This window comes from Neobacillus sp. YIM B06451, assembly GCF_032667185.1.
Classification (GTDB): Bacteria; Bacillota; Bacilli; order Bacillales; family Cytobacillaceae; genus Bacillus_D.
Genome location: NZ_JAVFKJ010000013.1, coordinates 12,955 through 28,842 on the forward strand (window position 1 = coordinate 12,955; position 15,888 = coordinate 28,842).

Below are 15,888 nucleotides of genomic sequence, written 5' to 3' on the forward strand. Positions count from 1 at the left end.
TTTTATGAGAAAAATAGTAGTAGGTTCCAGACGCAGTAAATTGGCATTGACACAAACGAATTGGGTCATCGAACAATTGAAGAAAATTGCCGGCCCTTCCTTTGAATTTGAAGTGAAGGAAATCGTGACAAAAGGGGACCGCATCCTTGATGTGACGCTATCAAAAGTTGGCGGCAAAGGCCTTTTCGTAAAAGAAATCGAACAAGCGATGATGGATAAAGAGATTGATATGGCTGTCCACAGCATGAAGGATATGCCGGCTGTTTTGCCTGAGGGCCTCACAATCGGCTGCATTCCGTTCCGTGAGGACCATCGTGACGCGCTTATTTCAAAAGGGCATGTGAAGCTTGCCGACCTGCCTCCTGGTGCGGTAGTCGGAACGAGCAGCCTGCGCCGGAGCTCACAGCTTCTATTAAACCGGCCGGACCTTGAAATCAAGTGGATTCGCGGTAATGTCGATACACGCCTTGAAAAGCTCAACAATGGGGAATACGATGCAATCATCCTTGCCGCCGCAGGCCTCTCCCGCCTCGGCTGGTCAAAAGAAGTGGTTACGGAATTCATTGATGCGGATTTGTGCATCCCGGCTATCGGCCAGGGAGCATTGGCGATTGAATGCCGTGAGGATGACCAGGAACTGCTCGATATTTTTGAGAAATTCACCTGCAAACAAACCGCCCTTGCTGTCAGGGCTGAGCGTTCCTTCTTGAAAAAAATGGAAGGGGGCTGCCAGGTTCCGATAGGTGGTTTCGCAACAGCCGAAGAGAATGGTGACATCACGCTGAATGTGCTTGTTGCTTCGCCGGATGGAAAAGAAGTTTACAAGGATACTGTTACAGGCAAGGATCCCGAAGCGCTGGGTGAGAAAGCTGCCGACCTTTTGATTGAAAGAGGCGCCAAGGACTTGATTGACCGGGTTAAAGAGGAGCTGGACCGTGAATGAATCGGCCGCTGCCCCTAAGCAATAAAAAAGTGCTTGTACCAAGGGGAGCGGACCATGCCAAATCGTTTTCCCGGCTCATTGAAAAGCATGGAGGGATTCCAGTCGAAATCCCTCTTATTTCCTTTCGGCCGGTTGGAATGGACGAAACCCTGCAACATATACTGGCGAAGATTAATTCGTATGACTGGATTGTATTCACAAGCAATGTGACTGTCGATACCTTCCTCTCCTTTTGCCAGGAAGGAAGTTATGCAAAACTGCCTAAGATTGCAGCAATCGGGGATAGGACGGGCCTTTTTTTAAAAGAAAGAGGGTTTAATACGGACTTTATTCCAAGCAAATACGTCGCCGAGGTATTCGCCGAGGAGTTCCTCGCACATATTAACAACGGGTGCAGGGTTCTCATCCCGAAAGGAAACCTGGCAAGGGAACATATTGCAAACATGCTAAGGAAGCAAGGGCACACAGTCGATGAAATTGTCGTCTATGAAACGTACTTGCCAGAAGAAAGCAAAATGAAGCTAAATGAAATGCTGTTAAAAAGAGAGCTTGATATCCTGATGTTCACGAGCCCGTCTACGGTCAACCACTTCATCGAGGCCGTGGGGGAGAAAGAGCTAAAGGAACTGGCAAATCGCTGTGTTGTCGCGTGCATCGGCCCGGTTACGGAAAAACGGCTGAACTCACTCGGGATTGAAGTCCATGCAAGCCCAGGCCAATACACAGTGGAAGATATGGTCAATAGCACTATCGACTATTTGGAAAGCATTGATAAAACAGATAAAATGGAATAGAGAAATAATTTTGGCGTTTTGCCAGAAATGTCCGGAGGTTAGCAGAATGGAACTTCAATTTTCACGTCACCGCCGCTTACGCACTAGTGCGAACATGAGAGCTTTGGTAAGGGAAACACATCTTCACGCTACGGATTTTATTTACCCTCTTTTCATCATTGAAGGGGAGAACATCAAGAACGAGGTCCCTTCAATGCCGGGTGTATTCCAGCTTTCAATGGATTTGCTTGGAGAGGAAATCGATGATATCGTTTCGCTTGGCATCAAATCCGTCATCCTGTTCGGGGTTCCGGCAACGAAGGATGAATGCGGTTCTGGCGCTTATCATGACCACGGAATCGTCCAGGTGGCGACCCGGTTTATCAAGGAACGCCATCCGGAGATGATTGTTGTCGCGGATACATGCCTTTGCGAATACACGAGCCACGGCCACTGCGGCGTTGTGGAAGGAAACCGTGTTCTGAACGATCCATCGCTCGAGCTTTTAGTGCAGACAGCGGTCAGCCAGGCGAAAGCGGGGGCGGATATTATCGCGCCTTCCAACATGATGGACGGTTTTGTCGCGGCTATCCGCGCCGGCCTGGATGAGGCTGGTTTTGAAGAAGTGCCGATTATGAGCTATGCCGTCAAATATTCATCCGCATTCTACGGCCCGTTCCGCGATGCTGCCGACAGCACGCCGCAGTTCGGGGACAGGAAAACATACCAGATGGATCCAGCGAACAGGCTCGAGGCAATGCGTGAAGCGGAATCCGATGTACTTGAAGGAGCGGACTTCCTAATCGTTAAGCCAGGCCTTCCGTATCTTGATATTGTCCGCGATGTGAAAAATAACTTTAATCTTCCGGTCGTTATTTACAATGTCAGCGGCGAGTATGCAATGGTGAAAGGCGCCGCCCAAAACGGCTGGATCGACGAGAAAGCAGTCGTCCTTGAAATGCTGACAGGCATGAAGCGCGCGGGTGCTGATTTGATCATCACCTACCACGCGAAAGACGCAGCCCGCTGGCTGAAGGAGCAGAAGTAAACGGAGGAGTATTACTTTTCCGTGAGAGCTTATGTACGGTTTTAAAAGGCCAACGCCTATCCTAAAACAGAAAGAGGGAAAGCCATGCGCTCATACGATAAATCAATCGAAGCATTCAAAGAAGCAAAAACGCTTATGCCAGGCGGGGTAAACAGCCCTGTGCGCGCCTTTAAATCGGTCAATATGGACCCAATTTTCATGGCCCGCGGGAAAGGGTCGAAAATTTACGACATCGATGGCAATGAGTATATCGACTACGTTCTTTCATGGGGCCCGCTGATCCTCGGCCACACCAACGACAGAGTTGTTGAAGCGATTAAAAAGGTTGCCGAGCTGGGTACAAGCTACGGTGCGCCAACCTTGATGGAAAATGAATTGGCGAAGCTTGTAATCGAGCGTGTCCCATCCATTGAAGTCATCCGGATGGTATCCTCAGGCACCGAAGCGACGATGAGTGCGCTCCGACTAGCGAGGGGCTATACAGGTAGGAATAAAATCCTTAAGTTCGAAGGCTGCTATCATGGCCACGGCGATTCTCTTTTGATTAAAGCCGGGTCGGGAGTCGCGACACTGGGTTTGCCGGACAGCCCTGGCGTTCCAGAAGGCATTGCTAAAAATACGATTACCGTGCCTTACAATGACATGGATAGCGTCCGTTATGCGTTCAAAGAGTTCGGTGAGGACATTGCCGGCGTCATCGTCGAGCCGGTTGCAGGAAACATGGGCGTTGTCCCTCCAGTTCCTGGATTCCTGGAAGGTTTGCGTGAAATCACTTCGGAATATGGCGCCTTATTGATTTTCGATGAAGTTATGACTGGATTCCGTGTTGATTATCATTGCGCGCAAGGGTATTTCGGCGTAACGCCTGATTTGACATGCCTTGGCAAGGTCATCGGCGGCGGCCTACCTGTTGGCGCTTACGGCGGCCGCGCGGAAATCATGGAACAAATCGCGCCAAGCGGACCGATCTACCAGGCGGGTACCCTGTCCGGAAATCCGCTTGCCATGACGGCGGGCTATGAAACACTGGTGCAGCTGACGCCTGAACATTATGTTGAGTTCCGCCGGAAAGCGGACATGCTTGAAAAAGGCTTGACGGAAGCTGCTGTAAAACACGGAATCCCGCACCGCATCAACCGAGCTGGCTCAATGATCGGCATCTTCTTCACAGACGAAGAGGTCATTAACTATGAAAGGGCCAAGACATCCAATCTCGAATTCTTCGCCCAATACTACCGTGAAATGGCCGACCAGGGTGTGTTCCTGCCGCCATCCCAATTCGAGGGATTGTTCCTGTCCACCGCCCACACGGATGAAGATATTGACAAAACGATCAAAGCCGCTGAAACCGCGTTTTCAAAGCTTAAATAATCGTTGCTGCCCCTGCCGGGTTTCTGTTTTGGCGGGGGTTTTATTATTTGGGGGATCTTGTACGCCGCGGGATTGGGGTGAAGACAGTTTCGGGGGCGACTCGGCTTTAAACTCCATTTACTGTTCGAATCCAAGCGTTATTCGGACACCAAAGCTGAGCAAACTCCATTTGATGTCCGAATCCAAGCGTTATTCGGACATCAAAGCTGAGCAAACTCCATTTGCTGTCCGAATCCCTAGCTCATTTGGACACCGAGGCTGAGCAAACTCCATGTGTTGTCCGAATCCATTTTTCCACACTTTTGTGTCCAAACGTGTTTGGAGATAGTGACTGCATAACCTAGATGAAGACAGTTTTATGTGTGTAATTGGGTTCAAATCTGTCTTCAAAAATCTAGTAAAACAGGTTTTAAGAGACAACTCTATTTCATGGGGCATCATATGCCCTTTTTACCAAAAAGAGGCAAGTGACAATTATTGAAAAACCACCTATAATTTCTCTTATCTGACATTAAAGGGGACAAAGAAACTATTGAACCACCATGACCAAGCACCGATGAATTTAATCTACCGGAAAGAAAAGATTTACTTTTGGATTGTCTTCTCCTTTAGTATTCTTTCATACTTCCTTTTCGCGATTTCAATCATTGGCCTGCCCATTTTAATAGGGCTATTTATTTTTTCATTTTTGCTGCATGGCCTTATGATGGGGCAAATCAGGACGAATGCAGTAAAGCTGTCGCCGGTGCAGTTTCCCGAAGTCTACACGAAAGTGGAAGAGCTTTGCGTGAAAATGGAGCTTAAAAAGGTGCCGGATGTGTATGTGATGCAGTCTGGAGGAGCCTTGAACGCGTTCGCCACTCGCTTTTTCCGAAAAAATATGGTTGTCGTTTATTCGGAGATTTTTGATTTGATTGAGGAAGGCTGCGAGGAAGAACTGACATTTGTTCTTGCTCATGAATTGGCCCATATTAAACGTAACCACTTGGGAAAAATGGCGTTCATCCTTCCGTCAATGTGGATTCCGGGACTTGCGGAAATGTATTTGCGAGCCTGTGAATACACTTGTGACCGTTATGCCGCCTATTATAGCGACAATCCGAGCGCTGCGAAAACAAGCCTTGCGATGCTGGCAATAGGCAAAAAAACGTTTTACCGTGTGAATCAGCAGGAATATATGAATCAAATAAACCAGGAAAAAGGCTTTTTTGTTTGGCTGAGCGAAATTTTGTCTACGCACCCGCCTCTTCCGAAGAGAATCCATGAAATCGAGTCATTCTTTGGCGGAGTGGAATCTTCCATTATTTTTCGAAAAAGAAGCTTTGGGCACTTTGGGTATGCTTTGGTAATCGTCCTCTTATTCGGGGGATTTGTTGCATCGGTTTGGTCCAGCTTGAGTGCTTTTGGTTCACTCGATCCTTTCCCGGAATCTGAAGAAGATTCTTGGAGCGTGGAAGAAAATTCGCCGCTCATTCAGGCCGTCATAGAGGGCGACCTCGCCAAGGCGGAGAAGCTTGCCAAGGATGGCGCAGACCTCGAATTCGAGGATTACAACAGTTACACGGCAATGGATTGGGCGATCAAATCCGGGAATACGGAGATGGTCAAACTCCTCCTTGAAGAAGGAGCCGACCCGAATTATGAAACCGGCTATTCAATGACGCCGCTTATGACGGCAGCTGAAAAGGGCAATCCTGAAATGGTCAGATTGCTTAAAGCGGCCGGGGCCGACGTGAATTACCAGGAGTCCGTAGAAGGCACGACAGCCCTCATGTACGCTGCAATGGGCGATGACGAGGAAACCGTAAAGCTGTTGCTTGAATATGGGGCCGACTCAGCAATCAAGGATTACTCAGATATGACCGCGTATATGTACGCGATTGATACCGGCATCGAAAAAATTGCTAGTCTATTAAAACCGTAATTGATGTGAACGCATGGGCTTCCATGCGTTTTTTTGTGCTTGATTTTGGGTGGTTGTGATAGGGTTGGGAGCTACAGAGTGACAGCTATTGGCAAAAAGCCGGGGTGGATTAACATGCTAATCCTGTTTGAGTGACAAAGATTTGAGCAAAAGCCGAAAAGGTGTCGCACAAATCAGTTGAGCGACAAAGATTGGGCAGAATCCTATAAAGGTGTCGCACAAATCCGGATGAGCGACAAAAGATTTGGGCAATGGCCGAAAAGGTGTCGCACAAATCCAGCTGAGCGACAAAGATTTGCCGGAAAGCCGAAAAGGTGTCGCACAAATCTAGATGAGCGACAAAGATTTTGGCAAGACCCGAAAAGGTGTCGCACAAATCCGGCTGAGCGACAAAGATTTGAGCAAAAGCCGAAAAGGTGTCGCACAAATCCAGTTGAGCGACAAAGATTTGAGCAAAAGCCGAAAAGGTGTCGCACAAATCTAGCTGAGCGACAAAGATTTGAGCAAAAGCCGAAAAGGTTTCGCACAAATCCAGATGAGCGACAAAGATTTGAGCAAAAGCCGAAAAGGTGTCGCACAAATCAAGATGAGCGACAAAGATTTGGGCAAGAGCCGAAAAGGTGTCACTCAAATCCAAATGAGTGATTTTGTCCAGTTAAAACCCAAAAAGTATGTCACGCAAAACCCGTTGAGAACCTCGCCGAGTATTTTAAATAACAGAACCTGCCCAAACATCCCTGCTCAAAGCTGATTTTTTATCATAAAGCCTTTCCCGGACTCATAAAGTGTAAGTGACATGGTGATTTTTTAGAAGGACACGAAAGGAGGAGTCGCTTTGTCCCAAGAGAAGCAATCGTCTTTACGGTTTTCTTTGGAGGAATCCTTGTGGTTTCGGAAAGGACAGGAAGTCGATGAACTCGTATCGATTTCTCTGAGCCCGGATATTACGATCCAGGAAAATGACCAGTATGTCAACATCCGCGGCGCGCTGGATTTGTCAGGGGAATATGTTTGCCAATCGGGCGGCCTTGAGGAAGATTCCGAGGGAGCACCTGGCTTAAGATATGTCCATTCAGTCGGGCAAAGGGAAGAGGGGCTTTGCGAATTTGCCCACCGCTTTCCGGTTGACATTACTATTCCTGTAAACCGAATCGCGAGCATTTATGATATTGATGTAATTGTGGACTCGTTTGATTATTCTTTTACCGAAAGAAGCTGCATGAAGTTGACCGCCGACTTGATCATTAGCGGGATTTACGACGGCCAGAGTTCTGTTTTTGAAGAGGATGCCGGGGATGAGCCCGAAGAAATCGCGCTTACGGACCGGGTGTTCGAAAGTGCGATGGATGATGAGGAAGAAGAATATGCAGGATACACCGTGGATATCCCTGAAGATGAATTGATTTTTGAAGCAGAAGCGAGGCGGATTCCCGAGGAAGATTCGGCTGATAATCCTGCCGCTTTTTCAACCTTCCCTTTCCCATCGTATTGGAATCAGTTCCATGGAGTCCTTCCTTTCAATCCGGCCCGAAGCGAAGACGTCCATCTGGATATGAATGCCATGCCGGTTGGGTACCAGCCGCAGTCGGAACATTCACAAGAGCCAGAGCAGGAGTACTCTGCACAAGAAGCGACAGTGGAAGAACAAACGGAAGTCGAGGCGGAGCATGCCGTACAAGAGGAATCTTCATCCTCGGTCCAGGAACCGGTGAAAAAGAAAAAGGGCAAGAAAAAGAGCATGTCGCTGACTGAATTTTTCGCTCGGAAGGATGAAGGAGAGGAGCTGGCAAAGCTTAAAGTTTGCATCGTCCAGAAAGGAGACACACTTGATCGGATTTCCGACAGGTATTCCGTGTCCATTCAGAATCTTCTTCGCTACAACCGTCTTGACCTGAACCAGGATGTGTATGAAGGCCAGGTTTTGTATATCCCTCTCGCGCTGGCAAAAAAATAGACGATCACAAGCAGTTGAGCGGGCGCACACTCGCTCTCTGTTTGTTTTTAAAATGGGGGACTCCCCAAAAAGCGAGCTGAATTCCAATGAATGAAACGAACCGCTTGAAGGAATTCGCCGAAATCCTGCAGCCATACAGTATTCATCCCTACTATGTGGAGGATTATGGCAGAATCAAGAAGATTTATAGCAACAAAGGGACGTTTGCCCTGAAATGGATTGATGCCCGCGAAGGAATCGGTTTTATCCGGCATGTCCATAATTTGTACCAGCGCGGCTACAATCGTATTGTACCGATTTATCCTGCGATGGATGGGCGATACGGAATCCTTGAAGGCCAAAAGCTGTATTACCTGATGCCGTGGCTTCCGAATGATATAAAGGAAGGGCTTGACAATCGGAATTTGCAAATGGTCCGCGAACTTGCAAGGCTTCATACGCTGTCGGCCCGCGAGGTAAAAGTCGAGAAGGAAATGCGGCAGGACCATTTTGATAAAATGATTGCCCAGTATGAAAAAAACCAGGAGTTCCTGGATGGATTTATCGAGCAGTGCGAAAAGAAAGTCTATATGTCACCTGTCGAACTGCAATTTTGCCTGTATTATGGTGAAATCTCACAAGCATTGAAGTTTTCGAAGGAGAAGCTTGAAGCATGGAAGGAAGAGAGCAAGGATCTGGAAAAAGCCCGGATGGTTATCATCCATGGAAAATTGTCTCCCGAGCACTTCATTTACAATGAAACGGGGCAGGGCTATTTCATCAATTTTGAACAGGCCGGATATGGGTCACCTACACATGATTTGCTTCCGTTCATGTCGCGGATGCTTGAAACCCAGCCGCGGAGGAGTGAAGAGGCGGTCGAATGGGTAACGCATTACTTCAAATACTTTCCTTTGAAACCAGATGAAAAGCTGCTGTTTTACAGCTATCTTTCCCACCCGCTTCAAATCACAAGGGTGGCGGAAGCCTATTTTTACAAGCGAGGACCTAAAAATGAGTTCAGGTTTTCGAGAAAACTGTTGAAGGAATATTGGCATCTCAAAAATACCGAATATGTGGTAATGAGACTCGCGGAAATCGACCGCATGCAGCAGGCCACAAAAGAAGGAGCCCAGTGACCATCACCAGGGCTCCTTAAATAATTTCCAAATAAATAGCGGTAGCAATTAAAATGAGAACGGCAAGCAAAAGTACATCGAATGTGGTAGGTATAAGAATCGTCCTTATGGCCTGGAAAATACAAAACGGGATGCAGAACTGCGCGGCTATCGCACGACATGTCCTTAGCCACGGCGGGTACATAAAGCGGTTGAATCTTTTCATGGAACATCCCTCCCGGTGCATCGTACACCATTATATGCAGGGGGAGCCCAGATTGTGTGGGCCCATTTTTCCAAAAAGGGGGTTGAAACCGAAAAATTTTGGCCATCCTGATTGACGTCACGCCATCTTTTTGGGTAGTATAGAGTATAAATTAATAGCAAAAAAGCACTGACAGGGAAGAGTACAATGCCCAGTTGCTTTCCAGAGAGGGAAATTTACTAGCTGAAAGGTTTCCCAGGCAGCCCATTGGAATGTCACCCTTGAGCTTCTTCCGCCAAAGGCCCCGGGCCCGGTAGTGGAAGACGGATCGACTCCGTTATTCAATCAAGTGCCGGCATGTATGTCTTGCCGGAAAAAAGGTGGTACCGCGAGCGCACTCCATTCGTCCTTTTATTGGATGAATGGAGTTTTTTTATGGAAAAACAGATACCGCCAAAGTCCATTTTCAAGAGCAAACCAAGGAGGAATTAAGATGGATCAAAACGAAATCAGCATGCCGACGAAATATGACCCGCAGTCGATCGAGCAGGGACGCTATGATTGGTGGGTGAATGGCAAATTTTTCGAAGCGAAGGACGACGAAACGAAGCAGCCGTACACGGTTGTTATCCCGCCGCCGAACGTAACCGGAAAGCTGCACCTTGGCCATGCTTGGGATACAACGCTTCAGGACATCATCACTCGGATGAAGAGGATGCAGGGCTTTGACGTTCTCTGGCTGCCGGGGATGGACCATGCCGGGATCGCGACCCAGGCGAAGGTTGAAGAAAAGCTACGCAATGAGGGGAAAACCCGCTATGACCTTGGCCGTGAAAAATTCGTTGAGGAAACGTGGCGCTGGAAGGAAGAATACGCCGGCCATATCCGCCAACAGTGGGCAAAGCTTGGCCTGGGCCTCGATTATAGCCGCGAACGTTTCACACTGGATGAAGGACTTTCCGATGCGGTTAAAAAGGTTTTTGTTGATCTTTATGAAAAAGGCCTGATTTACCGGGGCGAATACATTATTAACTGGGACCCGGCTACAAAGACAGCCCTTTCCGATATCGAGGTTATCCACAAGGATGTCCAAGGAGCTTTTTACCATATGAAGTATCCGTTGGCCGATGGTTCCGGCCATATTGAAATCGCGACAACCCGCCCTGAGACAATGCTCGGTGATACAGGGGTTGCCGTCCATCCTGAAGATGACCGCTACAAGCACCTTATTGGGAAAACCGTGATTCTCCCGATCGTCGGACGCGAGATTCCGATCGTCGGCGACGATTATGTTGATATGGAGTTTGGTTCTGGTGCTGTTAAAATTACGCCTGCCCATGACCCGAACGACTTTGAAATCGGCAATCGCCATAACCTTGAGCGCGTCCTCGTCATGAATGAAGATGGTACGATGAACGAGCGCGCTGGCAAATATAACGGCATGGACCGTTTCGAATGCCGCAAGCAGATTGTAAAGGACCTTCAGGAGCAGGGCGTTCTTTTCAAAATTGAAGACCATCTGCATTCAGTTGGCCATTCCGAGCGGAGCGGCGCTGTTGTTGAACCGTATCTTTCAACTCAATGGTTTGTTAAAATGCAGCCGCTCGCTGATGAGGCGATTGCTCTTCAGGAAAAGGAAAACAAAGTAAACTTTGTTCCGGACCGCTTTGAAACCAATTACCTGCGGTGGATGGAAAACACCCGTGACTGGTGTATTTCACGTCAGCTTTGGTGGGGCCACCGGATTCCTGCGTGGTACCATAAGGAAACTGGCGAGGTTTATGTTGGTGAAAATGCTCCTGCCGACGAAGAAAACTGGAAGCAGGACAACGACGTTCTCGATACATGGTTCAGTTCGGCGCTTTGGCCATTCTCGACGATGGGCTGGCCGAATGAGGATGCCGAAGATTACAAGCGCTACTTCCCGACTGATGTTCTCGTTACTGGTTATGACATTATTGGGTTCTGGGTATCGCGGATGATTTTCCAAAGCCTTGAGTTCACTGGAGAGCGTCCGTTCAGGGATGTTCTGATTCACGGTCTCGTTCGTGATGCAGAGGGACGTAAGATGAGTAAATCGCTCGGGAACGGCGTGGATCCGATGGATGTTATCGCCCAGTATGGCGCGGATTCCTTAAGGTACTTCCTATCAACGGGAAGCTCGCCTGGCCAGGACCTTCGTTTCAGCAATGAAAAGGTTGAAGCAACCTGGAACTTCGCGAACAAGATTTGGAATGCGTCCCGTTTCGCATTGATGAACATGAACGGCTTAAAGTATGATGAAATCGATTTGAGCGGCGAGAAGTCGACTGCGGATAAGTGGATTTTGACAAGGCTGAATGAAACGATTGAAACGGTAACCCGCCTGTCTGAGCGCTATGAATTTGGCGAAGTCGGCCGCGCATTGTACAACTTTATCTGGGATGATTTCTGCGATTGGTACATTGAAATGGCGAAGCTGCCTTTGTATGGCGAAGATGAAGCTGCCAAGAAGACGACCCGTTCCATTTTGGCTTATGTCCTCGACAACACAATGAGGCTGATGCACCCATTCATGCCGTTTATCACTGAGGAAATCTGGCAGCACCTCCCACATGAAGGCGAATCGATTACAGTTGCGGCATGGCCAAAAGCTGATGCTTCGCTGACAGATGAGCAAGCCGCAGCGGAAATGAAGCTGCTGGTTGAGATGATTCGCTCAGTACGGAATATCCGCGCTGAAGTGAACACGCCTTTGAGCAAAAAGATTAAAATGCTTGTTAAGGTGAAGGATGAAACGATTCTTGGAATGGTTGAAAAGAACCGCGCGTACATCGAGCGCTTCTGCAACCCGGAAGAGCTGCAGATTGGAACAGATGTTGCGACTCCGGATAAAGCGATGACGGCCGTTAATACAGGCGTAGAAATCATTCTTCCGCTTGAAGGCCTTATCAACATCGAAGAGGAAATTGCCCGTCTTGAAAAAGAAAAGGCGCGCCTTGATAAAGAGGTTGAAAGGGTCCAGAAGAAGCTTAGCAACGAAGGCTTCGTCAAAAAGGCGCCTGCAAACGTTATTGAAGAAGAACGCGCCAAGGAACGGGACTACTCCGAAAAACGCGCAATTGTTGAAGCTCGGATTAAGGAATTGAGGGGTTAAACCTGTTTTGTTGAAATATGCGGACGGAAGGCGAATCACAATTGGGGTTCGTCTTCCGGCTGTTAAAATGGAGAGTTTTTGTACGTGGATTGGTCTTGAAAGAGGCTGTCACGACCGTTTGAAGGGAACATCCCAGTTGAAACGGTCTTGTTTAAAAGTAAACATGCTGTTTACCAGCAAGACCAGAATGACCAATCATAATAATTTTTGAATTGGATTGGCAACGGCGCCCAGCTCATACGGGCGCCTCCGCTTTTCCATTGGAGGCATGAACGATGTTTCAAACATATGATGAAGCGCTTACTTGGATACATGCAAGATTGAGGCTTGGCATCAAGCCGGGCCTGAAACGGATGGAGTGGATGATGGAGCGGCTCGGGAACCCCGAGAGAAAGGTAAAAACGATCCATATCGGGGGAACAAACGGGAAAGGCTCGACTGTCACATTTTTGCGGTCCATCCTCGAGGCGGCGGGTTATTCCGTCGGAACGTATACTTCTCCATACATTGAAAGTTTCAATGAACGGATCAGTGTAAACGGCACGCCTGTCACGGATGGGGAAATCCTTGAACTGGCCAACAGGATCAAGCCACTCGCGGATGAACTGGATCAATCCGAACTCGGCGGGCCCACTGAATTCGAAGTGATTACCGCGATGTCGTTTGTCTATTTTGCCGAGGTAAGGCCTGTAGACTTTGCCGTTTATGAGGTCGGGCTTGGCGGCCGGTTCGATTCGACGAATATCCTTACTCCACTTGTTTCTGTCATCACGAATGTCGGATTGGACCATATTTCAATCCTGGGTGATACATATGGGGAGATTGCGTTTGAAAAAGCTGGGATAATCAAGGAAGGCATTCCTGTAATTACAGGTACCCAGCATCCCGAAGCGCTTTCGGTCATTATAGAACAGGCAGCTGGGAAGCATTCCCCAATTTACAAGCTGGGTGAGGAAATCCGAATCAGTGCCCATGAGAAAACAAGCAAGGGGGAAAAGTTTACGGTATCATCCCCATTTGCCAAGTTGGACAATTTGGAAGTTTCGATGATTGGCGTGCACCAAACGGCGAATGCGTCATTGGCTGTCACTGCCGCACAGTTTCTGAAAGAAAGCGGCCAAATAAAAGCGGGAGAAGTGGAGATCAGAACGGGACTTAAAAAAGCTTTTTGGCCGGGGCGGCTTGAGTTCGTTTCGAATAATCCGGTTGTCATCCTTGACGGTGCCCATAATACGGAAGGAATCGAATCGCTCGCAAATGAACTGTCTTCTCGGTTTTCAGGTAAAAAAGTCCACATCGTTTTTGCCGCACTCAAGGATAAGCCGCTCGACAGCATGATTCACCGCCTCGAGGAGGTGTCCGACAAGATTACATTCGTGTCGTTTGATTTTCCGCGGGCGGCAAGCGCATCAGAACTCCTTGCTATTAGCAGAAGCCCGGAAAGCCGGAAAGAGGACGATTGGAAAACTTTCCTCAAAGGCGAAATAAATGGAATGCAAGAAGGGTGGATTCTACTTGTAACAGGTTCCCTATACTTCATTTCCGAAGCAAGGAAATATTTATTGGAAAAAATTTTATAAAAAGGTTCCCTGCATGTGACAAGTATGTTTTTATTTGGTAAAATATATTTAAAATTGTGACTATTTTACCATAGGAGGGAAAGCATTGACTGTATCCCCGCGCATGAAAAAATGGATATTGATCTATTGGCTATTGCTTGTCCCTCCCGGCCTTGTCCTTACATACAATGTTTCTCCACCTCCGGCCGATCTGAATGCCATCGATGTGCTTGGTTTCATGGGCCTTTCGGCGATTGTGGCCTCCATGCCGATGGTTATTAACGGTGTAACGATTTTTCTAATCCAATGGGTATCGATCGCGATATTCCTAAGGTATGGCTTATTCATTGAACTGGTCACAATCCAGATGTCTGTCCTCGTCCTCTTAGTGAAACTCCGGATTCCAAGGGAAGGAATGTTCAGGCTTCCTTTGAATTCCGCGATGTTCTTCCTTGTTTCGTTCTTGAGCGGTATGTTTTATTACTTCCTCGGCGGTACGGTTGTCCCCGACTTTAAGGAAGGGATGGGGCCGATCTGGCTGGGCCTTGCATACGCCGTCATATATTATATTCTCAACCAGTTGATTGTCATGTTGCATCAAATGTTGGTTTACCGGACCAAGGTTTCATTTTTCGGCAAGGATTTCATTTGGGAAACTGTTTCTAGCGTGATTACCCTCCCGCTCGGATTTGTTTTGTACATGCTCCATCTTGATCTTGGCATTATGGCGCTGCTTTTCATTGGGGGCCCGTTTGCAAGTGTATCGCTTATCCTGAAAATGTATGACTCAACCCAGCATGTGAATGAATATCTCCAGAAAGCGGCTGAAATCGGCCATCAGCTTGCTGAGCGGGTCAATGTGAATGAGGTAACCGACCTGTTTTTGCAAAAATTGTCCGAAATGCTGCACATTGACTATGCGTATGTCCTTGAAATTCAGGAAAATGACGACATCCATTTGGCGAGGCGGGTTGAAAATGGGGTTGTTATGCCAACCAACCATATGGGGATTAAAAAACATCAAGGCATTAGCGGGACTGTTTGGGGAACTGGAAAGCCTGTCCTTTTCACATCAAGGAAGAAATGGGGCAACATTGTTAGCGCAAATATTCCTGGCGACGCCGAAAGCATTCTCGGTATCCCAATGATGAAAAATGGGAAAATCGTCGGGGTTGTCGTACTTGCATCGAGAAGGAAACGCGCCTATGAAAAATCCCAGCTGATGATTGTGGATATCCTCTGCTCCCATTATGCTATCGCTGTTGAAAATGCGCGTCACTATGAGCAGGCTAAGGAAGAGAGTGAGCGCTGCTCCCTGACAAAGCTCCATAATTACCGTTATTTCGAAAAAGTCCTGTACAAGGAATTCGGGATGCTTGAAAAGAATGTACGCGATAGGCTTGCGTTAATCATATTGGATATTGACCACTTTAAGGCAGTCAATGATACATATGGGCACCAAAGTGGGAATGAGGTATTGAAGGAACTGGCTTCAAGGATTCAAAATATTGTCGGAGACTCAGGGACCGTTGCACGGTATGGAGGGGAAGAATTTGTCATCCTCCTGCCTGAAGTGACGAGCCGGGAAGCCTATAACCTGGCCGAATTGATTAGGGAATCAATCGCAAACTGGCCATTCATTCTCGCCCAACATCTAGAAGGAAATAGCCATAATCTATCCATAAAAATAACCGCATCCTTTGGGATCGCGACGGCACCCGATGACGCGGAAGATCCATTGGCCCTCATCCGCCATGCGGACCGCGCCCTGTATGTTGGCGCGAAAAGGGCGGGCAGGAACAGGGTCGCCGCGTATGTCAAATAATGAAATCAAAAAAAGCTGGTTCCAAAATTGGAGCCAGCTTCTTTTCGTATTAA

12 protein-coding genes and 1 other annotated feature are annotated in these 15,888 nt (G+C 47.9%); of the genes, 10 read left to right on the forward strand and 2 right to left on the reverse strand.

Annotation, left to right across the window (positions count from 1 at the left end; all coding sequences use genetic code 11):
- Nucleotides 1-4 precede the first annotated feature (4 nt).
- The 5 genes from hemC (at nucleotide 5) to RB160_RS18100 (ending at nucleotide 6,059) form a co-directional block, all read left to right on the forward strand.
- Entirely contained in the window at nucleotides 5-943 is a 939-nt protein-coding gene (gene hemC, locus RB160_RS18080) for a hydroxymethylbilane synthase (RefSeq protein WP_316571834.1), read from the forward strand.
- The gene (locus RB160_RS18085) at nucleotides 940-1,737 is read left to right on the forward strand and encodes a uroporphyrinogen-III synthase (protein WP_316571835.1); all 798 of its coding nucleotides are present in this window, start codon (nucleotides 940-942) and stop codon (nucleotides 1,735-1,737) included. Before hemC ends, RB160_RS18085 begins: the two co-directional genes overlap by 4 nt.
- A 46-nt stretch (nucleotides 1,738-1,783) precedes the next feature.
- Nucleotides 1,784-2,764 carry a porphobilinogen synthase gene (hemB, locus tag RB160_RS18090; RefSeq protein ID WP_316571836.1) on the forward strand — a complete coding sequence of 327 codons (981 nt, stop codon included), beginning with the start codon at nucleotides 1,784-1,786 and terminating at the stop codon, nucleotides 2,762-2,764.
- An 84-nt stretch (nucleotides 2,765-2,848) separates the two neighbouring features.
- A complete protein-coding gene (gene hemL / locus RB160_RS18095) occupies nucleotides 2,849-4,135 on the forward strand; it encodes a glutamate-1-semialdehyde 2,1-aminomutase (protein ID WP_316571837.1) in 1,287 nt (428 codons plus the stop codon).
- 532 nt (nucleotides 4,136-4,667) lie between these two features.
- Nucleotides 4,668-6,059 carry a M48 family metallopeptidase gene (locus RB160_RS18100; protein ID WP_316571838.1) on the forward strand — a complete coding sequence of 464 codons (1,392 nt, stop codon included), beginning with the start codon at nucleotides 4,668-4,670 and terminating at the stop codon, nucleotides 6,057-6,059.
- A 109-nt stretch (nucleotides 6,060-6,168) separates the two neighbouring features.
- Here the strand turns inward: RB160_RS18100 and RB160_RS18105 are convergent, their stop codons facing one another.
- Nucleotides 6,169-6,696 (reverse strand): hypothetical protein, encoded by a 528-nt coding sequence (locus RB160_RS18105; protein ID WP_316571839.1) that lies wholly within the window; start codon nucleotides 6,694-6,696, stop codon nucleotides 6,169-6,171.
- Between the two features lie 198 nt (nucleotides 6,697-6,894).
- On the opposite strand from RB160_RS18105, the gene spoVID reads away from it, so the two are divergent.
- Nucleotides 6,895-8,013, forward strand: coding sequence for a stage VI sporulation protein D (spoVID, locus tag RB160_RS18110; RefSeq protein WP_316571840.1), 1,119 nt, complete (start codon nucleotides 6,895-6,897; stop codon nucleotides 8,011-8,013).
- Nucleotides 8,014-8,099: 86 nt separating this feature from the next.
- Complete coding sequence (gene ysxE, locus RB160_RS18115) at nucleotides 8,100-9,131, forward strand: spore coat protein YsxE (RefSeq protein WP_316571841.1); 1,032 nt, start codon at nucleotides 8,100-8,102, stop codon at nucleotides 9,129-9,131.
- A 16-nt stretch (nucleotides 9,132-9,147) separates the two neighbouring features.
- On the opposite strand, the gene RB160_RS18120 is transcribed toward ysxE, so the two are convergent.
- Nucleotides 9,148-9,336 (reverse strand): hypothetical protein, encoded by a 189-nt coding sequence (locus tag RB160_RS18120; protein WP_316571842.1) that lies wholly within the window; start codon nucleotides 9,334-9,336, stop codon nucleotides 9,148-9,150.
- Nucleotides 9,337-9,495: 159 nt separating this feature from the next.
- Nucleotides 9,496-9,729: a binding site (T-box leader), on the forward strand.
- Between the two features lie 79 nt (nucleotides 9,730-9,808).
- Here RB160_RS18120 and RB160_RS18125 point away from each other — a divergent pair.
- The 3 genes from RB160_RS18125 (at nucleotide 9,809) to RB160_RS18135 (ending at nucleotide 15,835) form a co-directional block, all read left to right on the forward strand.
- Nucleotides 9,809-12,451 carry a valine--tRNA ligase gene (locus RB160_RS18125; RefSeq protein ID WP_316571843.1) on the forward strand — a complete coding sequence of 881 codons (2,643 nt, stop codon included), beginning with the start codon at nucleotides 9,809-9,811 and terminating at the stop codon, nucleotides 12,449-12,451.
- Nucleotides 12,452-12,726: 275 nt separating this feature from the next.
- Complete coding sequence (locus tag RB160_RS18130) at nucleotides 12,727-14,031, forward strand: bifunctional folylpolyglutamate synthase/dihydrofolate synthase (protein WP_316571844.1); 1,305 nt, start codon at nucleotides 12,727-12,729, stop codon at nucleotides 14,029-14,031.
- 85 nt (nucleotides 14,032-14,116) lie between these two features.
- Nucleotides 14,117-15,835, forward strand: a complete 1,719-nt coding sequence (locus RB160_RS18135; protein WP_316571845.1) for a sensor domain-containing diguanylate cyclase — start codon at nucleotides 14,117-14,119, stop codon at nucleotides 15,833-15,835.
- The last annotated feature ends 53 nt before the right edge of the window (nucleotides 15,836-15,888 follow it).